Source organism: Collinsella aerofaciens (genome assembly GCF_018785245.1).
GTDB lineage: Bacteria > Actinomycetota > Coriobacteriia > Coriobacteriales > Coriobacteriaceae > Collinsella > Collinsella aerofaciens_AD.
The window spans coordinates 61,409-85,310 of record NZ_WQPL01000015.1 but is presented as its reverse complement, the minus strand read 5'-3'; the positions used below and the strand labels follow the sequence as shown (position 1 = coordinate 85,310).

The window sequence follows — 23,902 nt, the reverse complement described above, 5'->3', positions numbered from 1 at the left end:
GAAGTCTCTCAACAACTGGTGGTGGCGTGATGCGAATACGATCGGTCGACAGTGAGTCCCTCACGCCTGTTTTGCGCTCTAGGTGATTAGAAGGCCTCCGGTTTCGACCGGGGGCCTTTTTCTATCTCGAGCCCAATCGCATTCGCATCACGCGCCTCCGCTTTTCCCTTGTACTCCCCTTCCGAAAGGATTTTCACCATGTCTCAGAGCACCACCGCCACCCAGCCCCGCACCGTCCAGACTACCGACCGCGGCAAACTCGACGTCCGCGCCCTCGTCTTGCTCGCCATCCTGCTTGCCGCCGGCTTCATCCTCAACTTCACCGTCGGCAAGGCCATCTCCGGCATCTCGGGCGGCATGATCAGCCCCGAGTTCATTATCTCGGCCTTCTGCCTCACTATCCTGGTCGTTCGTCCCAACATTGGCCAGGCGCTCGTTATCGGCCTGATCTCGGCCGCCGTGATCCAGATCACCACCACCTCGCCGTTCGTCGATTTTGCCGCCGAGGGCATCGCCGCCATGCTCATGGCCGTCATTGTCAACGCTGCCGCCAAGGACGGCCAGGTCAAACCCGCCGTCGCCATCGTCGCAACCTTCGTGACCACCTTTGTCTCGGGCGTCATCTTCATGGTCATCAAGATGGCCATGCTCGGCGTGGTGGGCGAGCTCGCCGCTGCCATGCTGCCCGTCGTCGCCATGACCGCCGTCTTTAACGCCATTCTGGTCGGCGCCCTCTACTTGCCCATCCAGAAGGCCCTGAAGCTCAACTAGCCCGTTCGACTTTACGAGCCACCCCATCTTGGCGTTCATTCGTCGCTCGCGTACCCAAGTACGCTTCGCTCCTCTTTCTCGCGCCAACCTGGGGCCCCTCGTAAAGCCGTCTCCGTGCTTCACCACCAAAGACTGTCCCAAACGACTAGCTTTTGGGGACGTTCTTAAACGACTGGTCATGTAAGAACGTCCATTGACTATGAAAGGTATCCATGGAAACGATCATCAACGTCGACGATGTCTCGTTCTCCTATGGCACGCAAACCGAGCAGGCGCTCAGCCACATCTCGCTCAGCGTGAACAAGGGAGATTTCATCGGCATCATCGGGCCCTCGGGCGCCGGCAAGTCCACGCTTGCCGCCTGCCTGTCGGGTGCCGTGCCCCACCACTACACCGGCACGTTCTTTGGGTCCGTCATGGTTGACGGCCACGACACCTGCGAGGTCTCGCTGACCGACGTGTCGCAAATCGTCGGCAGTGTGCTGCAGGATATCGACACGCAGATGGTCGCTTCGGTCGTCGAGGACGAGATGCTCTTTGGCCTCGAGAACTTTGGCGTTCCCCACGACCAGATCGAGCAGCGCGTGAGCGAAACGCTCGAGACCGTCGGCATCAGCGACCTGCGCGACCGCGAGATCGCCACCCTCTCGGGCGGACAGAAGCAAAAGGTAGCCATCGCCGCCATCCTCGCCATGCGTCCGCGCGTCTTGGTTCTCGACGAGCCCACCGCGGCACTCGACCCCGCCAGCTCCACGTTGGTCTTCGAGACGCTGCGTGAGGCAAACCGCACACTTGGAATCACCATCGTCGTCGTTGAGCAAAAGGTCGCCCTGCTCTCGGAGTACTGCAACCGCGTGCTCGTGCTCAACCATGGCGAAATCGCGCTGCAGGGCGAGCCACACGAGGTCTTCGCGCATACCGACGAGCTTCGTGCCATCGGCGTCGACTGCCCTCGCGTCACGCGTATCTTCAATAGCCTCGAAACCGATGGTCTAGTAAGCGGTACCCCTTGCTTGGATGTCGATGAGGCCGAGTGCCTGATTTCGGGCATCGTCGACCCCGCACGCGCGGCTATCGAAGCCCAGGCGCCCGCCGGTTCCCCGCATGCACCGTCGTTGCGCCCTCATGCCAAGGACGCCGAACCCGTACTCACCTTCGACCATGTTGAGTTTGCCTATCCCAATGGCGGAGCCGCCGTACACGACCTTAGCCTGACGCTCTATCCTGGCGAGCTCGTGGGCATCGTCGGCCAAAACGGTGCCGGCAAGACCACGCTCACCAAGCTGCTCACGGGTCTGCTCAAGCCCGCCTCGGGCAGCGTGCGCGTCACGGGACTGGATACCGCAACCGTCCCCACGAGCCGCATTGCCCGCGAGGTCGCAACCCTCTTCCAAAACCCTGACCGTCAAATCTGCAAGGACACCGTGCTCGACGAGGTCGCCTTTGGCTTGGAGCTTGGCGGCATGGACCGCGCCGAGGCTCTGCGTCGTGCCCAACTCGTCATCGACCGCTTTGGCTTGCCGGCCGACGAGGCGCCTTTCTCGCTTTCGCGCGGCCAGCGACAAATGGTGGCACTCGCCTCCGTCGTGGTCGTAGAGCCCAAAATCGTGGTGCTCGACGAGCCCACGAGCGGCCTTGATTACCGCGAGTGCATGACCGTCATGGAAACGGTGCGTACCATGGCCGAGCGTGGCTGCGCCGTAATCATGGTCTGCCACGACATGGAAGTCGTCTCCGACTTTGCCGAGCGCATCGTAGTAATGGCCGACGGTCGCATCCTCGATCGCGGCCGCACGCACGAGCTGTTCTCGAACATCGAACTCATGCAGCATGCCTACGTTGAGCCGCCCCAGGTCATCGAACTCTCGCGCCGTCTGGCATCTTCCGTCTCGCCCGCTTTTGCGCAGGTGAGCGAGGTCACCGATGTCGTTCGAATTACCAAGGAGATGGTCCACCGTGGTTAACGTCATCGACTACATGCCGGGCGATACGCTGCTGCATCGTCTGAATCCCGTCGTCAAACTGGGCCTCGCCGCCGCCATCATCGTCGGCATCTTTTTGTCCGACACCTACGTGGCGCTGCTGGGCTTTCTGGCGCTCACGCTCGCACTGGGAGCTTACGCCGGCGTCGTCGACCGTCTGTTCTCGCTGCTCAAGTTGCTGATTCCGCTCGCGCTTATCATGCTGGTGCTCCAGCTGGCCTTTATGCGCGATGGCAACGTGGTGTGGAGCTTTATCACCGACACGGGTCTCATCACAGGATCGAAGGCCTGCCTGCGCCTGCTGGGCGTGGCGTTACCACTCATCCTCATGCTCATGGTGACCAAGCTCAACGACCTTGCCAACGCCTGCGTCGAGGTGCTGCACGTGCCGTATCGCTATGCCTTCACCTTTACCACGGCGCTGCGCTTTGTGCCGGTGTTTGGTCAGGAGATGAACGCCATCATGGAGGCGCAGACCGCACGCGGCGTCGAGTACGACACCAAGAACCCCATCAAGAAGCTTAAGCTCATGCTGCCACTGTGTGTGCCACTGCTCATCTCGAGCGTGGGCAAGACCGATGCCACAGCCTTGGCGGCAGAACAGCGCGGCTTCTATCTGCGTACGCGCGCCAGCTCGTACAAGCGCTACCCCATCAAGGGCCTAGACATCGCCGTGCTCATCGTCAGCATCGTCCTCATCGCCATCGGCTTCCTGTTCTAGTTCACCACTGACAGCAACCGCCCAACGCAAAAGGCCTCGGCTCGCACCAAACGAGCCGAGGCCTTACTGTTTCACCAGATAAAACCTACCAAAATTAACCTGTCCCTTTTTGACAGGTCGGAAGCTAGAGGCGGTAGGGAGCGCCGCTACGGATGATGGATTCGCGCACCAGGACATCCATGGCGTCGAGGGTGATCTCGGGCATCTCTCGGTACTTTTGCAACACCGAGAGCTCGGTGCAGGCCAGAATGACGCGGTCGCAGCCGCTACGGGCGAACTCCCACATCACGCGGTCGAACTTATCCATATCGGGCTCACGTCCGGCCTTCACATCATCGTAGATAAGCGACATCACATCGTTCTGACGTTTCTCGCTGGGATAGACAACCTCAACACCCGCAGCCTTACATTCGCGGCCGTAGACACCCGCGCCCACGGTTCCGTCGGTGCCCATGATGCCAATCTTGTGCACCGGCTCGGCCGGCATACTCAGGTTGGGGTCGAACTCGCACTCCCCCATCACCGCACCGGCCAGAGCATAGCGCACCGACTCACGCGGCATATGGATAATCGGCACCTTCGTAAACGACTGGATCTGGTCGTAGAAGTAGTGCGACGTGTTGCAGGGAATGGCAATGTGCGCACAGCCCAGCGACTCGAGTGCCTGGGCACACTCTTTCATGGTCGCCAGCAGCTTGGCATGCTCGCCGGTCTTAATGGCCAACGTGCGGTCGGGCATGGTCGACTTGGAGAGCACCACCATGTCGATATGTTCCTGATCGCAGGCAGCAGCCGTATGACGCACCACCTGGTCGTAGTAATACGACGTGGCCTCGGCGCCCATGCCGCCGATAACTCCCAGCTTTTCCATCGCCGCCTCCTTGGTGACGCTTGCGCAATTGCGCGTATCATACCCGCGCCCGCCCGATGCAAACCGGACGGGCGCCGCGCTCATCTACTTGTAATACGTCTTGAACAGCTTAAAGTGGCGCAGCTTGGTGTGCCACATGCGCAGCCAGCGGTTAAAGACAAAGTCGCCCTTCATAAACGAAGGGTCGGCGCCCTTGCCTTCCTTGTCCAGGCGATGCACCTTAGCGCGCAGCTCGGGATCCTTGACGTACTTGTCGACGACGCCCATGGGGACGACCATCCACAGGGCCTCGTCCTGAGCCGTCACAAACTCCGGCTCAAACGGACGGTTGAACACATACTCGTCCACCACATACTTGGCAATGTTAAAGCCGCTGTTGGTAACGTAGTAGTTGCTGCGGCCCTGGCGCGTGTTGAAATCGAAGAACTTAAACGAGCCGTCGCGCTCGTCGTACTTAACGTCAAAGTTGGAATAGCCCACAAAGTGAAGGTCCTCGAGCAACTTGCGCACGCCGCCCATGAGCTCGTCGTTGGGCTCGGTAATGATACAGGCATGGTTGCCGACACCGTGGGGCTGATGCTCCTCGAGCAGCACATGGCCCAGGCACATCATGCGCACCTTGCCGTTGCGGTCGGAATAGCTGGTGAGCACGCGCATGTACTCGTCGTTGCCGGGCACGCGATCCTGCAAGATCAGATCGTCGGTGTAGCCGCTGGCATACGAATCGCGAATGACCTGTTCCAGCTCGGCGCGGTCGGCAATCTCATAGGCCTTCTTCTGGCCCTCGAACTCATGCTGCCACCACATGATGCCGTCAGAAGGCTTCAGAATCATCGGGTAAGGAAAATCGATCTGGTCGAGCACTTCGGCAGGCGCCTCACCCTGAGCATTGAGCATCGCCTTGGTAAAGGTAAACGTGTGTGGATAGGGCACGCCATGCTTCTCGCACAGCTCGTAGAAGATCTCCTTCTTCTGGCACTGCTCGAGCATGCTGTAGGGCGCGTAGGGAGTGACGATGTTATCCGCCAGCTCATGAGCATCCTTGGCTTGAGCCACGAGAGCGACATAGTTGTCGCCGCAGCCCACAAGGACAATAGTCTTGTCGGCATGCGCTTGGGCAATGCCGTTGACGGTTTTGAGCATCACGGGCATGGTGTCGATATCCACGTTGGGCGTGTAGTCGATAATCTGGCTGCGGTACGCGGGACCCGTCTGATACTTGCCAAAGACCAGACTCTTGACCTGGTACTCCTCGTAGAAGGCGCGCGCCACCGAATAGGCGTTGATGTCGCCACCAAGCAGCACGGGAATGAACTCGCGCTCTGTAAATTGCAATGCCATGGAAACTTCCTATCATGAACTGCCCACACAACGGGCGGTCTTTGCGCAACTGATTTATTCTAGCGTGCCAAGCCGCCGGCGCCCAAAGCTCCACCGTATCTATGGCAATCGACGTAATCGTCCAGCACGAAGGCCAGCACGAAGACGGCGCCCACCGTTGTATGACAATGGGCAATGAACCTACCGTTGTTGTAGGATTCAACGTATTGACATCTTCGAGCGAAAGGCGCACACGTGCCCCAAGACCATCCGACCGATAATCCCATCCTCAATGCCGCGAGGCGCGAGCTGGCGGAACGTGCGAAAGCGACCGCTCCCCTGTGCACGGCAAACGACGCCTACAACGGACCCGCCCGCATCGTCTCGATCAACACGTCGGCACACAAGGGCACGCGCAAGTCGCCCGTCGCCGATGGACGCGACACCGTTATAGAGCAATTTGGCCTCGCCTCCGACGCACACGCCGGGCATTGGCACCGTCAGGTTTCCTTTTTGGCCGCAGAGTCCATCCAGACGGCGCAGGCCCGCGGACTCGATGTGCGCAAGGGTGACTTCGGAGAGAACTTCACAACCCGGGGCATCAACCTGCTCTCGCTCCCCTTGGGCACACAGCTCAAGCTTGGCAGCGAGGTGCTTGTCGAAATCAGCCAAATCGGCAAGGTCTGCCACACCCGTTGCACCATCTACTATCTCGCTGGCGACTGCATCTTTCCCCACGAGGGCGTTTTTGGCGTGGTACTAAAGGGCGGAGGGGTCCATACCGGCGACGATATCCAGGTAGTCAAACTCGGCGACGGCTCCTGTTCGTTCACCCCCGCCGAGGCGCTCGAAGAGATTGAGCAGGCTCGTCAGGAGGGCACGCTGTAGTTGTAAAACCCCACGTTGAGATGGCTTTTACAGACCAAAACTCCTCTCAAACAGGGCTCTGTAACGTTAAAGTTGAACTCTATGGTTTCTCAACAATTCATCATAACTGCAGGTCAAAGCCAAAGCCTCAAGTTCAACTTGACCCTTTGGGACCTTTAAGGTTCAAGTTGAGGTCGAAAGCAGTAGTAGAATACCGTTCGAACCATAACCTACGATTGATTGCAGAGGGACTGGATGCAGCATTCGAATCATCGCACCGCAGCGCTCATTGCGTCGAAGCCGGCTCGTATCATCACGAGCGCCGCGCTCGCCGTTGCGCTGACGGCCACGCCGATGCTCTCCCCCGTTGCGGCGTATGCCGCCTCGCAGGCAACGCAGGACCAGCTTTCCGCAGCCCAGCAGAAGATCGAAGCCGCCACGAGCGCCTACAATGACGCCCGCACCAAACTCGATGACCTGCAAAAGCAGATTGACTCCAATGAGGCAAGCATCGAGGAAATCGAGGCTAAGCTTCCCGAGCAGCAGGCCAAGGCAAGCTCCGCCATGCGCGATCTGTACAAGTATCAGAAGGGCACCAATCCCATCGTGAGCTTCCTGGTCAACGCGCAGAGCCTGGGTGAGTTCATCACGACCTGCAAATACACCAACCAGATCACGAGCTCGAGCGTCGACGAGATCGAAGAGCTCAATAACATGCAAACCGAACTCGAGCAGAACAAGGCCGAGCTCCAGCAGGCCAAGTCTCAGCTTGAGGCAGAGCAGAAAAACGCCGAGGATGCGCTGGCGCAGGCTCAGCAGCTCCGCAGCGAGGCGCAGGCAAAAGCCGAGCAGGAAAATGCCGCCGAGCTTGCCAAGCTTGAGGCCGATAAGGCCGCTGCCGCCGAAAAGCTCTCGGGCGAGGGCGTGAGTGGCAGCAATTCCAGCAGCCAGGCCACCAACACCAACACCACCATCGACACCACGGTGAACAACGCCAATACCGGTAGCTCCGATTACGATTCGTTCATTAATGAGTGGACGAGCCGCATCGACAATTATCTCGCCGGCTCTCCCATGGCAGGCCAGGGCTACAACTTTGCCGTCGCCGCTTGGAATACCGGTGTCGACCCCCGTTGGTCCCCCGCCATCGCCTGCATCGAGAGCACCAAGGGTGCTTATTGTGCCAATTCTTACAACGCCTGGGGCTGGAGTGCACGTGGCGGCGGTTGGCGCAGCTTTGGCAGCTGGAGCGAGGGCATCTCCGCTCACGTTGCCTATCTGGGCGCCAACTACGGCTCCACCCTTACCCCGGCAGCGGCCAAAAAGTACTGCCCGCCCACGTGGCAGGACTGGTACAACAAAGTCGCCGCTCAGATGAACCGCATCTAAGTGCAACTGCAAAGGGCCCCAATGGGGCCCTTTTCTTTTAGGTAGCGGAGGTATCGACGACGCCAGTCGCATTGGCAACCGCGACTATGACGATCATGCACAGGAGCAGCACACCCAATGCCTTGAGCCAGAGTTTCGCGAGTTTCTTGCCGCGATAGCTGTCGAGCAGCGCGAATCGCCGACGAAGACGGCGCTTATCGAGCAGCGCAAAATGCATAAGCACCGTAAGGCCGTCGACAAAGAAAAAATACTCGATTATGAGAAGCCACGTCGGGTAGCTTTGGTTTGCTCCGGTGGGATGAAAGACGGCAAAGTGACTTCCGGCAAAGAACACAAGCAGCGAGAAGCAGACGAGCGTATTCCAAATGCGCCCCAGAGACTCCGGAACGCGAGAGAGCAGACCGCATGCAGCGGAGGCGGCAGGCCTAGGAAGCCCTGCGGGGTTCTGGAGCCCTTGGGGCGTCAACGCCGTCTCCGAGGCCGGAGTACGGACAGGCGCAGGCGCAGGAGGCCGCACGGGGCGACTTAGATCGTATGCCGCGCGCGTCGCCCGTCCCAACGCTTCCGCACTCGCAAAACGTTTGGCCGGGTCGAGCGCCATCGACATGCAGACGGCATCGGTAAGTGGAGTGGGAATGCCGCGCGCCTCGCATTGCTCGCGCATGTCGAGCCCTGGTTTAGGGTCGACTCCCATCAAGCAGAAGAACAACAGGGCGCCAAGTGCGTAGACGTCGCTGCGCACACTCGTCTGCCCAAACCCATACTGCTCGGGCGGCGCATAGGGTCGCGTGCCAAACTTGACGGTGTCGGCATCGGCGCCGTCGCGCCATACGCGAGCGATCCCCAAGTCGATAATCACCAGCGATGAAAATGTCAGGCCGTCATCAGGCGTATAGTTGGCACCCGTCACGATGATATTCGACGGCTTGAGGTCACGATGGATCACCGGCGCCGACGTCTCCCCCGCCATTGCAAAACCGGCGTGGAGCTCGCCCACGGCATCGCATAGGGCAGGATACAATTCACGCGCATAATCGGGGGTGGCTCCCAGACGGTCCACCAGCGCCCCGAGTGTCTCCCCTTCGATGTATTCCATAACCACGTTGAGCTCGTCGCCCACACGACGACAATCGACGATTCTGGGCAGGTGCTCAAAACGCCTGCCTGCCCGCTGAGCGGCAAACAGGCGCTCGTATGCCCCGCCGATTTGAGCCGAAGCATCGATGCGTTTACGGACAAAGGGGCCGAGCGAACCACCGCCGGTTCCTTCAAAGTACACGAGCTCGGTTGTTTCAACGGACGAGCGCTTAAGTACACGCTCCACGCGATAGCTGTCGTCGCGATCGAGCGACGCCAGGTGCTCGACAAGCGCTGCGGTCAGCTCGTCATCGGAATATGTTGGGGTCTGAGTATCCATAGCCTCCATCATAGCGCAGGGCGCAGACACCCCATGGCATCCGCGCCCTGTTCGTTTGCATCGTTGTTCGGCAGCTCCGCCGGCTCAGATATCAGCCGCTAGCTCACCGTCTCCTCGCCAAAGCGATACAGCTCCTCGTTGACCTTTTGGAGGCTGCACCCGCGATCGATGCAAAAGATGATAATCGCATCGCGGCGGTCCTTGCAGTTAAGGACGCTTACCCCGGCAGCCGTCAGCGCACGGTTGGTCTCTTTGAGCGTCAGCGCCATCGCAAAGGCAATCTGCAGCACCTTATTGCGACTCGGATGACGCGCACCGGTAAAGATCTGATAGCCAAAGGTCTCATTGAGATCGGCCATACGAACCACGCGCGAGCGCTCCAAGCCCTTTTCCTGCAGTAGCTGCTTCAGGTAGTTCGAAAGCGACGGGGCGGCAAAGTCGTGTTCTTTGATATAGCCATCGATGTTTGGCGCGTCGAGAAGCTCATTGAGCAACTCGTCAGTCAGCTTTTTATCGGGCATACGACTTCACCTCCCCCAGTGCATACAACATGCTAGAAACCGCTTACGTCCGAACGCTCCCAACTGGCGACCTGATCGGGAGACACCGTGCCCAGCGCCTCGAACTTCCAGGAGCCGCCCGCCTTCAGATGATTGGTGTTTGCAAGAGCCGTTCCAACCTGGTTGCCATCGGCATCATACAGAACATACTCAATCTGAATGTAGCTCTTTTCCTTGTCCGTGTTATTGGTCAGCGTGCCCGTGATCTTATAGGCAAACTGATTGGAGGTGTCTTCAGCCTCATCAGCAATGGCATACGGTTCTTGCGGTTCTTTTTGCTCCTCAGCCTGCTGTGTCGTCTCGGCAGGTTTTGCCGAATCGCTCGCAGACGAATCGGTTGAATTGCCACCCATAGAGCCCACGGCACCGACGATAACCAGCACCACGATGACGCCTAGGACAATCTTGCCGATCGGCTTCTTTCCCTCTTTTGCCATTATTCATCCTTCCTACGATCCGGCTACCGCGCCGGCATACAGCACATCGTAGAAAGGATTGAACTTGAATTCATTAGCTGAGAGCTAAGGTTGCGGTAAACGGCCAATGCAGTTATCCAAACGCCGAGCAAACGCACTTTGCGCGACCGTCTGCCGGCAGCGCATCAACCCACCGTGACGGATTCCCCGGTAAAGGCACTGACCATCAACAGGACAAAGAACACCAGGTAGCTGACACTCAGCGGGTACGCAATGACCAGGAATACAACCCAGCCGACATTGGTTTTACCGCCGGCACGGCGTCGCTCGCGATTGCGGCAGAGCCAAATCGTCACGCCGATGGCAGTGATAAACAGTACGAGTGCCGCCGCAGCCAGCCCAGCAAGCGCAAACATCACGCCAATGCTCACAGCAATAACCGGAAGCAACAACAAGCCGCATCCACACCCACCGGGACTATAAACGGCAGACTGTCGGCGTCGTTCCATCGTCACTCCAACCTCAATATCTTTGAGCACTACAACGCAGCGGCCTGCTGGACAGGAACGATCTTATTCAGCTCCGGTTCGATCCGCCTTTTCTCGGCCTCAAGGTCAAACGCCACCTGAGCGCGCAGCCAATAACCATCCGTCAGGCCAAAATAACGGCAAAGACGGAGGTCGGTGTCGGCCGTCACGCGACGTTTTCCCAAGACAATCTGCCCGATACGCTGAGCCGGAATCCCAGTCTCTTTCGCAAGGCGATATTGAGAAATGCCCATGGGAACAAGAAACTCCTCTTTGAGAAGCTCACCAGGAGTCACCGGCGACAGCAAATCGGCCGAAGTCTCATCACTTGTGATAATCGACGATTTCGACATTCCAAGCCATCTCCTGTCTCCACTCAAAACAGACCCGATAGCGCTCGTTAACACGGATGCTATATTGACCGGCACGATCGCCCTTCAAAGCTTCCAGGCGGTTGCCCGGTGGAACGCGAAGATCATCAAGCGAAGCACAAACCTGCAGTTGGCGAATCTTCCTCAACGCAACACGCTCAAAGGGCACGAACCTCCTGACCCGCACACCCATGGCAAAGCGTTCGGTATCCTCATCTTTATACGATGCAATCATAGTATCGCCTTACGTTAGTAACGTCAAACGTTTCTATAGACTTACATCTCTATTATATCGTACGTTTGTTCGTGTTTTCTAGAACAAATAGTCCTTTGTGCCTTAGTCAAGCAAAAGCAATCGTTTGTAGACATCGAGGCCTTTGAGAAGGATTTCCTCGTCGAAGAGCATGCTATCGGTATGCAGAGCGCTTGTGGCATAGGCGGGACAGCCATCCGAATCACTCGGGTTGTCTTGGTCCTCTGGCATACCCGTGCCCAGCAAGAAGAACACGCCCGGCAGATGGCGCTGATAGAAAGCAAAGTCCTCGGCAATTAACAGCGGCTCCTCTACAAGCTGCAGCCCGGGCAAGGCAGGCGTGATGTTGGCAAACAGCTCGGGGTCGTTATCGACCGGTGGATAGCCCTCGGCAAAGTCGAGATCATACGTGCAGCCCGTTGCGGTGCACGCCTCGTCGAGCACACGGCGTACGCCCTCGCGCGCACGGTCGAACATGACGTCCGTAAACACACGCAAGCTACCGGCAACATGGGCCTCCCCCGCCACGGCGTTGCAGACGGTGCCAGCCTGCAGCAGACCAAACTTACCGATACAGGGCTCATCGGCACCCAGCTCGTCCATCAGTTCGCGCTCGGCAACCAAGAACTTGGCAGCCGCCAGCGCCGCATCGTGCGACTCCTCGACCGGAACGCCATAGGTCTTAGCGATATGGATACTCGTTCCGTGAATATGGATATGCGTCTCGCTCGAGCGCGCCAGCAACGGACCGGAGCAGCTCGCCAACGTGCCGGCGGGCAGATCGGGCCACACATGGAAGCCAAAAATGCGGTCGACCCCGTAGCATTCGAACACACCGCTCTCACATACCGTCTTGGCACCACCGGTCGTTTCCTCGGCCGGCTGGAACACAAAGAGAACGTTGCGCCTAATGACGCCCGGCTGCTCGCGAATCGTACGGTCGACATACGTCGCGGCGGCAAGTGCCATGGCCATGTGTCCGTCATGTCCGCAAGCGTGCATCTTGCCGGGATGGGTCGAGGTAAAGGCCGCTCCCGTCGCCTCCGCGATGGGCAGCGCATCCATATCGGCGCGAATCGCCGTGGCATGCGCGGCATCAACGCCGGCGTCGAAGAAAGCACAGACGCAGCTGGGGCACGGATGGGTCACTTCGCAGGTGAGCGGTGCCAGCACGCCCTCGATATAGGCAATGGTTTGCGGAAGATCGAAATCGAGCTCCGGAATGCGATGGAGATCGCGGCGATAGCGACGGAGTTCTTGGAGCTCGGTCATAGAGGATCCCTTCGTGAGGCACATCTGTTGCAACTTATTGTGATACAGGATTGTGGCGCACATGTTTCCAGCATATCCCTGCATTTTTTAAACGTTATATACGAATACTCTTGTTTGGTAAAGTGCAACGTGATAGGGTCTTTACCACTTGATAGAGGCGCGGGCACGAAGAACCGCGGGCGAGCCAGCAGGCTTTGACCCCGTGGGGAGGCGAAACCCGCCGAACTGGGTTTTTCGGGCACGAACAACCTGGTGGGCCTGTGGGAAACACCCACAGGACTGTCTGCAGCAATGCGGGAGCGCTATCCGGACATTGGGTCCACGCTATGCGGATTCGATGCGCAGATGGCGCCGTCTGGATAGCGAGGTTTACGGGACATGGCATTGACCCCCAACGAGGCATATGCGGCCAAGCAGCCGTTTGTGGACAAGGAGACACTCGAGCATATCGTCGAGCAGTTCCCCACGCCGTTTCATCTATACGACGAGGCGGGCATCCGCCGCAACATGCAAGAAGTGCGCGACGCCTTTGCATGGAACCCGGGCTTTAAGGAATACTTTGCCGTCAAGGCCAACCCCAACCCGGCGCTCATCTCCATTCTCAACGAATACGGCTGCGGCTGCGATTGCTCGAGCTATACCGAGCTCATGATCGCCCGCTCACTGGGTATCACGGGACACGACATCATGTTCTCATCCAACGACACACCGGCTGCCGACTTTGAGCTCGCCGACAAGCTGGGTGCCATCGTCAACTTTGACGACATCAGCCACATCGGGTTCTTTGAGCGCGTTGCGGGGCCCATCCCCAAGACGGTCAGCTGCCGCTTTAATCCAGGCGGCCTGTTCCAGCTCTCCAACGGCATCATGGACAACCCGGGCGACTCAAAATATGGCATGACCACCGAGCAACTCTTCGAGGCCTTCCGCATGCTCAAGGCCAAGGGCGCCGAGGACTTTGGCATCCACGCATTCCTTGCCAGCAACACCGTCACCAACGACTACTACCCCAAGCTCGCGCGCATCCTCTTTGAGCTTGCCGTACGCCTGGAGCGCGAGACCGGCGCACACGTCGCCTTCATCAATCTGTCCGGCGGCGTCGGCATCCCCTACCTGCCCGAGCAGCAGGCCAACGACATTCGCGCCATCGGCGAGGGAGTACACGCGGCATACGACGAGATCCTGGTTCCCGCCAGCATGGGCGATGTGGCCATCTGCACTGAGATGGGCCGCTTTATGATGGGCCCCTACGGCTGCCTGGTCACCAAGGCTATCCACGAGAAGCAGATCTACAAGGACTATATCGGTGTGGACGCCAGTGCCGTCGACCTCATTCGTCCCGCCATGTATGGCGCTTACCACCACATCACGGTGATGGGTCAGCCGGGCGGCGCCGACAAGGCCACAGCGCCCGTCACGAACACCTATGACATCACGGGCAATCTGTGCGAGAACAACGACAAGTTCGCTATCGATCGCGAGCTGCCGCATATCGACATGGGTGACCTGCTTGTAATCCATGATACCGGTGCGCATGGCTACTCCATGGGCTACAACTACAACGGCCGTCTGCGCTCCGCCGAGGTGCTGCTGCGCCCCGACGGCTCGGCCGACCTTATCCGCCGCGCCGAGCGCCCGGGCGATTACTTTGCCACGCTCGACGTGCTGCCGTGCGGCCGAGAGCTGCTGGCCAAGTCGCGCGCCGAAAGTGCCCGCCGTCGCGCCCAAGACGAGCGCCTAGCAGTCGCAGCTCAATGGAACAAACGCATCCAGATCGCGGAGGCGAAGGAGAAGAACATGGACATCCGCAATCTCGAGGGCTCAATCGTCGCCCTGGTTACGCCGTTTAAAAAGGACGGCAGTGTCGACTTTGACGCGCTCGAGCACCTTATCGATTTCCACCTGCAAAACGGCACCGACGCCATCCTCACCCTGGGCACCACCGGCGAGAGTGCCACGATGACCGATGACGAGGACAACTCCGTCGTCGCCGCCGTGGTCAAGCATGTTGCAGGACACGTCCCCGTCATCGCCGGCTCGGGCTCCAACTCCACGCAGACCATGCTCACCAAGTCGCTCACCTATCAGGGCCTGGGCGCCGACGGTCTGCTGCTCATCACCCCCTACTACAACAAGTCCAACGAAGAGGGTATCTATCAGCACTTTAAAACCGTCGCCGATGCCGTGGACATCCCCTGCATCCTGTACAACATCCCCGGCCGCTGCGGCTGCGGTATCAGCGAGCGCAACGTAGAGCGCCTGGCCGCGCACCCCAACATCATGGGTATCAAGGAGGCCTCGGGCAACGTCGCCTACGCGGCCAAGATCGCCCACCTGCTGTCAGACGACTTCCGCATGTACTCGGGCGAGGACGCGCTTACCGTGCCGCTCATGAGCCTGGGCGCCTCGGGCACCATCAGCGTGTGGGCAGACGTGCAGCCGCAGCTCGTACACGACATGTGCCGCGCTTATCTGGACGGCGACGTAGCGCGCGCCCGCGATATCCAGATTGCCGGCCAGCCGCTCATCAACGCCCTCTTTAGCGAGGTCAACCCCATCCCCGTTAAGGAAGCGCTCGCCCAGATGGGCATGATCGAGGCAAACTACCGTATGCCGCTGTGCCCCATGGCAGACGACACACGATCCGCACTTACCGATGCTCTGAAGGGAGCTGGTCTGCTTGATTAAGACCGTCATTATGGGAACGGGCCGCATGGGCTCGCTCATCCGCACCACCGCCGAAAGCATTGTCGATGCCGCCGGGCAGCCCGTTTTTGATATCGTGGCCCAGATTGGCTTCGATTTGAGCGAGCTCGAGAACGCACCGGCTGCCGATGTGATTATCGACTTCTCGAACGTCGTGACCTTCGATGCCGTCGTCGCCTATGTCGAGCGCACGGGCGCCGCACTCGTTTCCGGCACCACGGGCTACACACCCGAGCAGATGGACTGCCTGCGCGAGCTGGGTCAGAACGCCCGCGTCATGCACTCCGGCAATTACTCCATCGGCATCGCAGCCCTGCGTCATCTAGTGGCCCAGGCCACGCGTGAGCTGCCCGGCTTTGACTGCGAGATTGTCGAAACTCACCACAACCAAAAGGTCGACGCCCCCAGCGGCACCGCAAAGCTGCTGCTCGACGCCGTAGTCGAGGCCGAGCCCGAGGCAGGCTACCACCCCGTCTACGGACGCGAGGGCATGTGCGGAGCGCGCGACCCCAAGGAGATCGGCATGCACTCGCTGCGCGGCGGCACCGTAGCCGGCGTGCACGAGGTGAGTTTCTTTGGCCAGGACGAGGAGGTCACGCTCACCCACCGCGCCGCAAGCCGTCAGATCTTTGTCAACGGCGCCTTAGCAGCCGCGCAGAAGCTCGTCACCCGCGAACCCGGCTTCTATACGTTCGACCAGATCATGTTTGCCTAACCAGGTATCAACCGGATCCACCCAAAGGAGAGACAGCAAATGAGCAACGCAGCCGAGATGGATGCACAGGAGATTATCAACTACATCGCCACCGCGCCAAAAAAGACGCCCGTCAAGCTGTACGTGCGCGAGAAGCCGGGCATGAAGGTCCAGTGGGGCAATGCGCACGTCTACGGCGGTCGTCGTGGCAAGACCGTCTTTGGCGACTGGGATGAGCTTAAAGCCATCTTGGACGCCAACGCCGATTCCATCGATTACTACGATGTGGAGAACGACTGTCGCAACTCCGCCGTGCCCATGCTCGACCTTAAGGGCATCAACGCCCGCATCGAGCCGGGCGCGATCATCCGCGACCGCGTCGAGATTGGCGACCGTGCCGTCATCATGATGGGCGCCATCATCAACATCGGCTCCGTTATCGGCGAGGGTTCCATGATCGATATGGGCGCCGTGCTGGGCGGCCGCGCCACCGTGGGCAAGAACTGCCATATCGGCGCCGGCACCGTGCTGGCAGGCGTTGTGGAGCCCGCCAGCGCCACGCCCGTCATCATCGAAGACGATGTCATGATCGGCGCCAACGCCGTGGTCTTGGAGGGCGTGCGCGTGGGCAAGGGCGCCGTCGTGGCTGCCGGTGCCGTGTGCGTCGAGGACGTCCCCGCCGGCGCCGTCGTGGCCGGTGTCCCCGCCCGCGTCATCAAGATGCGCGACGAGAAGACCGACAGCAAGACCGGCCTGGAAGAGGGCTTACGTCAACTTTAATAGTTACGCGGTTTTGACAAACCGCGTATTAAGCCCCAAGTAAAAAGGCCGAAGCCCTCATCCGAGGCTTCGGCCTTTATTTTTTGCAGCGTCCAAGCGCAGTTTATCGATTCTCAATTGACCCGATGTTTTTGAGCTCGATGGAGATGAGGCCGTTGGGCTCGTTGACAAACTCGATGTACTCGGAGTTCGAACCCATCTCGGCCGGGAAGCTGATCTCGATACCCGTATCGGTACGGATCTTATGATTGCGCACCGCCGCGCGTTCGACCTGCTTGCGCTCCACGGGCACAAGCTCAGGCACCTTCTCCTCAGTCAGTGCCGCGCGCACGCTCTCCTTGATAACCGGCTCGTCCTCAAAGACCTCATCGACGATATCCCAAGGGGGCAGTTCCTCGTCATCCTCAACTTTCTCGGCAACAGCAGCCTTAACCTTGGCGAGTGCTACAGCCGTGTTGGCACCGTGCTCCTCGGCGACTTCCTCGACCACACGCGTCACGGTGTCGATGACCTCCTTGCCCGATACCCCCGTGTCGCACTGCAGCAGGCCATCGGGAATGAGCATGCGATCCTCGCCGGCAATCTTGCGCTTCTTATCCACATAGCCGATCTCCATGGTGCTTGCACGCACGATTGCATAGCTCGGCACCTTTTGCGAGGGATTCGGCAGAATGGCGTAGTGGCGCGCAATGTCGTTGCGCACCTCGCCCTCTTCGCGACCCACCTCGTGCATAAAAGCCTGCTTGGAGCCCAGCAGCATCACGGCAAACCAGCGGGCATCCTCATCGTCATCAAAGTCCGCCACAAGCACGTCAGTGGACTCGGCTTTCTCGGCCTTGGTAAGTTCGGAAGAGATGAACTCCGCAATCTGCTGAGACAGATCCACGAACTCACGCTCACCAAAGAAATAGCCCTTGAGCTCACCACCAAACGCAGAGTTCTCGGCAAACGTGGCGCGTTTGTTGTCGGCCGAGGTACGCGCGCGGCGCAGATGTGTGGTCACGAAGTTGCGCACGGTACGACTCTCGATATCGAGCTCGCGCTGGCTCATAACGTTGACGGCAGAGTCAAAGTCCAGGATATGCAGAATCGCGTGATTGATTTTCATATACGGCATTCCGTTCTAGATCGATTTCGGCACGAACCAGTATAGCGGTCGATCCCGCCCCAGGCGCATCGAAGATTGGTGCATCGGGGACAGGTTGCTTTGCACCAATGGTTAGCGCAGGAGCTCGGACTGCCAAGCCTCGAGCTGTTCTGCCAAGCTCTTGCCGGCAGCGGGCATGTCGATCTGGGGACGTTTGGGCAGAAGCGCACACTTAAGAATCGCAACGATAGTCTGCGAGACAAAGCGTCGCGTATCCTTGTCAAAGCCTTGCGCAGCTTGGAGCATCACGGGCAGGCTCTCGCGCAGATTCCCAGCGATATCCGCAAACCGCTCAGCACCCGTAGCCTCAAGCACGGAGAACAACGCATCTACAAAACGCTCGCGCTCGTTAGGCGACACCGCAAGCAGCATCTCGCGAATGGAGCCATCAACGTATCGAGCACCGGCGGACAGGCGCTCACAGTACACGAAGTCGCGACCATCAACCACCCAGCTAAAGGGATTATGCTGAAGCAGGCTGAACTCGGTGCTCTCAACGATGGCATAGTCCTCCTGTGTCTCGAACATCATGCCAAAGATCGACGACCGAGGTAGCGTCTTGTCGATTCGACCGGATAGATCGGCGAAGGCGTTGCCGCTCAGAAACTCCTCGACGAAGCCCGGACCATCATGGGAATACGCCCGTTCGATTCGCTCACGGGCGACATCGGGGCACATCGCCGCACCGTACACCGCAAGGTTTCCACCCTTGGAATGACCTCCGCACAAAAGCGGCCCGTCAATCGCATCCGCCGCCTCGTCTACATAACGCGCCGCGGATTCCTGGGCCGGCACAGGACACCGGAACGCCATGTTAAAGTCCTCTTTCCAGCCCACAATCGTGCTGTCGGTCCCCCGGAAGGCAAGATAGCTAAACCCCGCCGGAAATCGGAACGTCATGGCCGCAAACTGCTCCGTTGTCTCGGCATCACTCACGCTACGATAGCCGCAAACACGAACGCCACGGTAGCGAGGGCTTGCTGCCACAGCCTCCAACAGGGCACGACTCCCCTCCGGATCCCACAGGTCGCCAATCATGTCTTGGTAGCACTCGGCGCGCAGCAGCTCGCGTACGTCTAGGCCCTGCCAGTTCGTCAGCTCCGCCATATCACCCGGCAAACGCAAATAGGACAACCACGCAAAGACCAGGCTATCCACCGCGCAGAACGGCCGTTCCTCAAACGGATCAAACGCTGTCTGGGCATAGGTCAAAAAATTAGGCGAATCCGACATGGCCCTCCCATCAACTATGGTGCATTGGGGTCAGGTTACTTTGCACCAAAAAGGCGCCCGGGCCGTGTGGACCCGGACGCCTTCATTGTAGCTTTTCGCTCTAGCGAGCTTGATTTAGCAGGAGAAGTCGACGCTGTCGATGATGTCCTTGAGGGCCTTGGCGGAGGCGGTGAGCTCATGCTGCTCGTCATCGTTCAGCGGCACGGGGACGCGGCAGACGACGCCGTCGCGGCCAACGACCGTCGGCATGGAGATGGCCAGATCGGACAGGCCATACTCGCCCACCATGAGCGAGGAAACGGGCAGAACGGTCTGCTCATCACGCATAACAGCGGTGCAGATGCGCTTAACGGCCATGGCGACGCCGTAGTAGGTGGCGTGCTTCTTCTCGATGATGGTGTAGGCGGAGTTCTTAACGTCCTCGGCGATGCGCTTCTCGGCAGCCTCATGCTCCAGGTGGCCGTGAAGCTCGCAGAAGGTGTTCAGCGGCACGCCGGCAACCTGGGCGCTGGACCAAGCGACAAACTCGGAGTCGCCGTGCTCACCCATGACATAGGCCTGAACGTCGCGCGGGTCAACCTCGACGTGGGCACCAAGCATCTGCTGCAGACGGCCAGTGTCGAGCACGGTGCCGGAGCCGATGACATGGCCCTCGGGCAGGCCGGACATCTTGATGGCAGCATAGGTCAGAACATCAACCGGGTTGGAGACGATTAGCAGAATGCCGTCGAAGCCGGACTTCTTAATCTCGGGGATAATGGACTTAAAGATGTTGACGTTCTTGTTGACCAGGTCCAGGCGGGTCTCACCGGGCTTCTGGGCAGCGCCAGCGGTGACGACGATCATGGCGGCGTCGGCGACATCGGAATAATCGCCGGCGTAGATCTTCATCGGCTCGGCAAACGTCATGCCGTGCGCGATATCCAGAGCCTCACCCTCGGCGCGGTTCTTGTCCACGTCGATGAGGACCATCTCGGAGAACAGACCGCTCTGCATCAGAGCGAACGCCGAAGACGAACCGACGAAACCGCAACCGACAATAGCGACCTTCTTCTCGTTAACCATTAGAAACTCCCATCTCTCTCCACAAACAAGCCGCCCGGGAACGACCCGAGCGGCTTGCCGTAATCCCAATACATCCAATCGGGACTTTGATTATGCTCCTATTCGCAGCCAAAAATCGACCGTTTACCGAAATTGTTTGCAGAATTCGTAAAATAACTGCACGAAATCGGTTTCGAGCTATTGACGAGTCGAAATAGGTTTCTAATACAGGCCCGCCTCGCGAATGGCCTCGACAGCCAAAGCGATCTGATCGGGCGGCAGGACCAGCGCCATGCGCACGTGCCCCTCGCCCGAAGGACCAAAGCTCGCGCCCGGCGTCACCACAACGCCGGCCTTCTCCATGAGCTCCTCGCAAAACGCCATGGAATCGGTGCGACCACCGGGAAGCTTGGCCCACACAAACATAGAACCATGCGCGTTGGGACGCTCCCAGCCCAGGCCCTCAAGACCGTCGCACAGGGCATCGCGGCGTTCCTGATACTTCAGACGCTGCGCCTCAACCTCATCGCGCGGACCGTTCAGGCAGGCGATAGCAGCCTTCTGGATCGGGAAGAACATACCGAAGTCGATCTGACCACGCAGCTTGGCGAAGGCCGAGACCACATCCTCGCGACCGACCAAAAAGCCGATACGCGCACCGGTGACGTTAAACGACTTGGAGAGCGAGAAGAACTCAACGCCCACCTCGAGCGCGCCGGGATACTGCAAGAAGCTGCCGCCCGGCTCGCCGTCGAACACGATGTCGGAGTATGCGTTGTCGTGAACGATGAGCAGGTCGTGCTCGCGGGCGAAAGTGATGATCTCCTCGTAGATCTCGGGCGTGCCCACCGAGCCGACCGGGTTCGCGGGCAGCGACACGATCATATACTTGGCACGATCGGCCACCTCGGGATCGATACCCGCCACATAGGGCAGGTAATTATGCTCGGCAACCAGCGGATAGTATTCGAGCTTGGCATCGGCGATCTTGGCACCCGCCTCAAAGACCGGGTAGCACGGATCGGGAACCAGAATGGTGTCACCCGGATCGAGCAGGGCCAGGCCCAAATGGCCCACGCCCTCCTGCGTGCCGTTGCACGACTGCACCATAGACGGCGTAATGCCCGAAACGCCAAAGCGACGCTCATAGTAATCGCACACGGCTTGCTTGAGTTCGGGCAGGTCGCGCAGGGCATACTTCCACATCTCGGGATCTTGGGCTGCCTGCGTGAGCGCCTCGACCACGTGGTCGTACGGCTTAAAGTCGGGCGTGCCCACGCTCATGTTGTAAATGGTCTTGCCCTGAGCCTTCAGCGCGAGAAGCTTGTTGTTGAGCGAGGCGAAGACCTCCGCGCCAAAGCGGTCGAGACGCTGCGATGCCTGCATGGTGCCACCTTTCGATATGAAAAACGCGGCGCTCCGACAAGAGCGCCGCGCGATACGGGCCATCAGATTGCAAAAGTGTAACGCTTGCAACCCCCGTATTGGTTCAATTTAGCCAACCTTAGTCAACTGGATTGAGCGCGTCGATCTGCGCAAGCCACAGACGCGAGCTAGCGTCACTCGGCATACGCCAATCGCCGCGCGGGCTGAGCGTCACCGAGCCCACCTTGGGACCATCGGGCAGGCAGCTGCGCTTAAACTGCTGGGCAAAGAAGCGACGGTAGAACGTACGTAGCCACGTGTGGACGGTCTTGGCGTCGTAGACGCCCTCGAAGCTCTTGAGCGCCATGCGGTAGATCTTGCCCGGCTCAAAGCCAAAACGCAGCAGGTAGTAGAGGAAGTAGTCGTGCAACTCGTACGGGCCCACCAAATCCTCGGTCTTCTGCGCAATCTCGCCGTCGCCCGTGGGCGGCAGAAGCTCGGGGGACACCGGCGTATCGAGGATATCGAGCAAGACCTCGGCAATGCGCCCGCCAAAGACATCGGCGGCATAGCGTACCAGATGGCGCACAAGCGTCTTGGGCACGCTCGCGTTGACGGCGTACATGCTCATGTGGTCGCCGTTATAGGTAGCCCAGCCGAGCGCCAGCTCCGACAGGTCGCCCGTGCCAATGACAAAACCGCCAGCCTGGTTGGCCAGATCCATCAGAATCTGCGTACGCTCGCGCGCCTGGCTGTTCTCGTAGGTCACGTCCTGCACAGCTGGATCATGCTCAATGTCCTTGAAGTGCTGCTCCACAGCCGCGTGGATCGAAACCTCGCGGAAGCTCACACCCAGGTCGCGAGCGAGCGACTCGGCATTCGACTTGGTGCGATGCGTCGTGCCGAAGCCGGGCATGGACACGGCTGTGATACCAGTGCGCGGCAGCCCCAGTGCATCGAAGGCACGCACGGTCACAAGCAGCGCTAGCGTGGAGTCCAAGCCGCCCGAAAGGCCGATAACCGCAGCCTTGGTACCCGTGTGGGCAAGGCGGGTCTTGAGGCCCGCAGTCTGCAGATCGAGGATCGTCTCGCAGCGCTCGGCCAAGTCGCCGTGGTCGGCCGGCACAAAGGGCGCGCGCGGGAAAACGCGGTCGATATCGCAGGCATCGCGCAGGACAGGTTCTTCGGCCAGCACGCCCTCAAACGAAAACTCAACGGTCGTGGCCTCCGGCGCATCGTCGGTGCGCGCCCACGTCGTCGAGCGACGGCGCTCGGCAACCAGACGGTCGAGGTCGACATCGGCAACCGCCATATCGCAGGTAAGGAGCTTCGTGGCGGCGAGCTTAGATCCGTTTTCGTAGACGAGGTTCTCGCCCGCAAAGACCATATCGGTCGTGGACTCGCCCTCACTCGCGTCCGCATAGGCATAGGCGCAGTACAGGCGCGCGCTTTGGTTAGAGATAAGGCTGCGGCGGTAATCTGCCTTACCAATAATCTCGTCCGAGGCCGACGGGTTGAGAATCACCGTCGCACCGGCAAGCGCCATCTCGGTCGAGGGCGGCGCAGGTACCCACAGGTCCTCACAGACCTCGACGCCCAGCACCAGGTCCTCAGCACCCTCATCACAGCAGCGGTAGACAAGCCCCGAACCCAGCGGAACCGGACCCTGACCGGCAAACTCGACCCACACAGGATCTGCGGGCGCCGGAGCAAACCAGCGGCGCTCGTAGAACTCGCCATAGTTGGGCAGATACTTCTTGGCCGTAAGGCCCAAAAGCTCGCCCGCGCAGCACACGGCGGCGCAGTTGTTGATGTTTTCTGCCACCGCAACGGGCAAGCCAACGGTAAAGACAATCGGCAGCTCACGAGTCTCATCGAGGATATGCACCAGAGCAGCCTCGCAGGCATGCAGCAGCGTGCGGTTATGGAACAGATCGGCCGCGGTATAGCCGCACAAGTTGAGCTCGGGCAGCACCAGAGCACGGACGCCGCGCTCGACAGCCGCGCGAACAGCCGCTAACGCAACCTCGGCATTGCCCTCGACATCGGCCACGCGAATCTGCGGCGACGCCGCCGCCACACGCAAAAAGCCATCGTTCTTATTAGCCGAAACGCAGCATTGCCTTGTTGATCTGGACACTGGAGGCCCCTTCTACCCTGAGATTCAGTCTAACGGACGTTCACATATCTCTAACT

General features: G+C 59.6%; 22 protein-coding genes and 1 riboswitch. Of the genes, 8 read left to right on the top strand and 14 right to left on the bottom strand.

What is annotated here, in order from left to right; translation table 11 throughout:
* Positions 1 to 198 precede the first annotated feature (198 nt).
* From GPK39_RS03585 to GPK39_RS03575, 3 genes are all read left to right on the top strand, one after another.
* A complete protein-coding gene (locus GPK39_RS03585) occupies positions 199 to 771 on the top strand; it encodes a hypothetical protein (RefSeq protein WP_215673840.1) in 573 nt (190 codons plus the stop codon).
* Between the two features lie 212 nt (positions 772 to 983).
* The gene (locus tag GPK39_RS03580) at positions 984 to 2,735 is read left to right on the top strand and encodes an ABC transporter ATP-binding protein (RefSeq protein WP_215673838.1); all 1,752 of its coding nucleotides are present in this window, start codon (positions 984 to 986) and stop codon (positions 2,733 to 2,735) included.
* Positions 2,728 to 3,474: an energy-coupling factor transporter transmembrane component T family protein gene (locus GPK39_RS03575; protein ID WP_215673836.1), complete on the top strand. Its 747-nt coding sequence runs from the start codon at positions 2,728 to 2,730 to the stop codon at positions 3,472 to 3,474. The genes GPK39_RS03580 and GPK39_RS03575 overlap by 8 nt, the downstream gene beginning before the upstream one ends.
* Before the next feature lie 124 nt (positions 3,475 to 3,598).
* On the opposite strand, the gene GPK39_RS03570 is transcribed toward GPK39_RS03575, so the two are convergent.
* On the bottom strand, positions 3,599 to 4,345 hold the full coding sequence (locus tag GPK39_RS03570) for an aspartate/glutamate racemase family protein (protein ID WP_040358337.1): 747 nt from the start codon (positions 4,343 to 4,345) through the stop codon (positions 3,599 to 3,601).
* A gap of 84 nt (positions 4,346 to 4,429) precedes the next feature.
* Positions 4,430 to 5,686 (bottom strand): carboxylate--amine ligase, encoded by a 1,257-nt coding sequence (locus GPK39_RS03565; protein ID WP_215673834.1) that lies wholly within the window; start codon positions 5,684 to 5,686, stop codon positions 4,430 to 4,432.
* A 234-nt stretch (positions 5,687 to 5,920) separates the two neighbouring features.
* On the opposite strand from GPK39_RS03565, the gene GPK39_RS03560 reads away from it, so the two are divergent.
* Both GPK39_RS03560 and GPK39_RS03555 read left to right on the top strand, forming a co-directional pair.
* Positions 5,921 to 6,553, top strand: coding sequence for an MOSC domain-containing protein (locus GPK39_RS03560; RefSeq protein ID WP_215673832.1), 633 nt, complete (start codon positions 5,921 to 5,923; stop codon positions 6,551 to 6,553).
* A 234-nt stretch (positions 6,554 to 6,787) separates the two neighbouring features.
* A complete protein-coding gene (locus GPK39_RS03555; RefSeq protein ID WP_117770125.1) occupies positions 6,788 to 7,921 on the top strand; it encodes a coiled-coil domain-containing protein in 1,134 nt (377 codons plus the stop codon).
* Positions 7,922 to 7,958: 37 nt separating this feature from the next.
* Here GPK39_RS03555 and GPK39_RS03550 read toward each other — a convergent pair whose 3' ends face one another.
* The 7 genes from GPK39_RS03550 to GPK39_RS03520 form a co-directional block, all read right to left on the bottom strand.
* Positions 7,959 to 9,338: a serine/threonine protein kinase gene (locus GPK39_RS03550; RefSeq protein WP_215673830.1), complete on the bottom strand. Its 1,380-nt coding sequence runs from the start codon at positions 9,336 to 9,338 to the stop codon at positions 7,959 to 7,961.
* 98 nt (positions 9,339 to 9,436) lie between these two features.
* Positions 9,437 to 9,859 carry a hypothetical protein gene (locus GPK39_RS03545; protein ID WP_022094127.1) on the bottom strand — a complete coding sequence of 141 codons (423 nt, stop codon included), beginning with the start codon at positions 9,857 to 9,859 and terminating at the stop codon, positions 9,437 to 9,439.
* Between the two features lie 32 nt (positions 9,860 to 9,891).
* Positions 9,892 to 10,335, bottom strand: a complete 444-nt coding sequence (locus GPK39_RS03540; RefSeq protein WP_215673828.1) for an FxLYD domain-containing protein — start codon at positions 10,333 to 10,335, stop codon at positions 9,892 to 9,894.
* Positions 10,336 to 10,499: 164 nt separating this feature from the next.
* A complete protein-coding gene (locus GPK39_RS03535; RefSeq protein ID WP_195361209.1) occupies positions 10,500 to 10,769 on the bottom strand; it encodes a hypothetical protein in 270 nt (89 codons plus the stop codon).
* A gap of 83 nt (positions 10,770 to 10,852) precedes the next feature.
* Positions 10,853 to 11,194, bottom strand: coding sequence for a HigA family addiction module antitoxin (locus GPK39_RS03530; protein ID WP_055309779.1), 342 nt, complete (start codon positions 11,192 to 11,194; stop codon positions 10,853 to 10,855).
* The gene (locus GPK39_RS03525; RefSeq protein WP_006234335.1) at positions 11,166 to 11,447 is read right to left on the bottom strand and encodes a type II toxin-antitoxin system RelE/ParE family toxin; all 282 of its coding nucleotides are present in this window, start codon (positions 11,445 to 11,447) and stop codon (positions 11,166 to 11,168) included. The genes GPK39_RS03530 and GPK39_RS03525 overlap by 29 nt, the downstream gene beginning before the upstream one ends.
* A gap of 102 nt (positions 11,448 to 11,549) precedes the next feature.
* Positions 11,550 to 12,737, bottom strand: coding sequence for an N-acetyldiaminopimelate deacetylase (locus GPK39_RS03520; protein ID WP_252204627.1), 1,188 nt, complete (start codon positions 12,735 to 12,737; stop codon positions 11,550 to 11,552).
* 144 nt (positions 12,738 to 12,881) lie between these two features.
* Positions 12,882 to 13,050: riboswitch (Lysine riboswitch) on the top strand.
* Between the two features lie 65 nt (positions 13,051 to 13,115).
* On the opposite strand from GPK39_RS03520, the gene dapA reads away from it, so the two are divergent.
* From dapA to dapD, 3 genes are read left to right on the top strand one after another with little or no spacing between them, the layout of a single operon-like run.
* Complete coding sequence (gene dapA / locus GPK39_RS09475) at positions 13,116 to 15,425, top strand: 4-hydroxy-tetrahydrodipicolinate synthase (protein WP_252204625.1); 2,310 nt, start codon at positions 13,116 to 13,118, stop codon at positions 15,423 to 15,425.
* A complete protein-coding gene (gene dapB / locus GPK39_RS03505; RefSeq protein WP_215673824.1) occupies positions 15,418 to 16,158 on the top strand; it encodes a 4-hydroxy-tetrahydrodipicolinate reductase in 741 nt (246 codons plus the stop codon). The genes dapA and dapB overlap by 8 nt, the downstream gene beginning before the upstream one ends.
* Positions 16,159 to 16,197: 39 nt before the next feature.
* Positions 16,198 to 16,917 (top strand): 2,3,4,5-tetrahydropyridine-2,6-dicarboxylate N-acetyltransferase, encoded by a 720-nt coding sequence (dapD, locus tag GPK39_RS03500; protein WP_148332713.1) that lies wholly within the window; start codon positions 16,198 to 16,200, stop codon positions 16,915 to 16,917.
* Positions 16,918 to 17,020: 103 nt separating this feature from the next.
* On the opposite strand, the gene GPK39_RS03495 is transcribed toward dapD, so the two are convergent.
* The 5 genes from GPK39_RS03495 to GPK39_RS03475 form a co-directional block, all read right to left on the bottom strand.
* A complete protein-coding gene (locus tag GPK39_RS03495) occupies positions 17,021 to 18,025 on the bottom strand; it encodes a nucleoid-associated protein (protein ID WP_215673822.1) in 1,005 nt (334 codons plus the stop codon).
* 111 nt (positions 18,026 to 18,136) lie between these two features.
* On the bottom strand, positions 18,137 to 19,297 hold the full coding sequence (locus tag GPK39_RS03490; RefSeq protein ID WP_006234342.1) for a DUF2974 domain-containing protein: 1,161 nt from the start codon (positions 19,295 to 19,297) through the stop codon (positions 18,137 to 18,139).
* A 114-nt stretch (positions 19,298 to 19,411) separates the two neighbouring features.
* Positions 19,412 to 20,362 carry an L-lactate dehydrogenase gene (locus GPK39_RS03485; RefSeq protein WP_006234343.1) on the bottom strand — a complete coding sequence of 317 codons (951 nt, stop codon included), beginning with the start codon at positions 20,360 to 20,362 and terminating at the stop codon, positions 19,412 to 19,414.
* Between the two features lie 201 nt (positions 20,363 to 20,563).
* Positions 20,564 to 21,727, bottom strand: coding sequence for a pyridoxal phosphate-dependent aminotransferase (locus GPK39_RS03480; RefSeq protein WP_215673820.1), 1,164 nt, complete (start codon positions 21,725 to 21,727; stop codon positions 20,564 to 20,566).
* Between the two features lie 118 nt (positions 21,728 to 21,845).
* The gene (locus GPK39_RS03475) at positions 21,846 to 23,846 is read right to left on the bottom strand and encodes an NAD(+) synthase (RefSeq protein WP_215673818.1); all 2,001 of its coding nucleotides are present in this window, start codon (positions 23,844 to 23,846) and stop codon (positions 21,846 to 21,848) included.
* Positions 23,847 to 23,902: the final 56 nt, after the last annotated feature.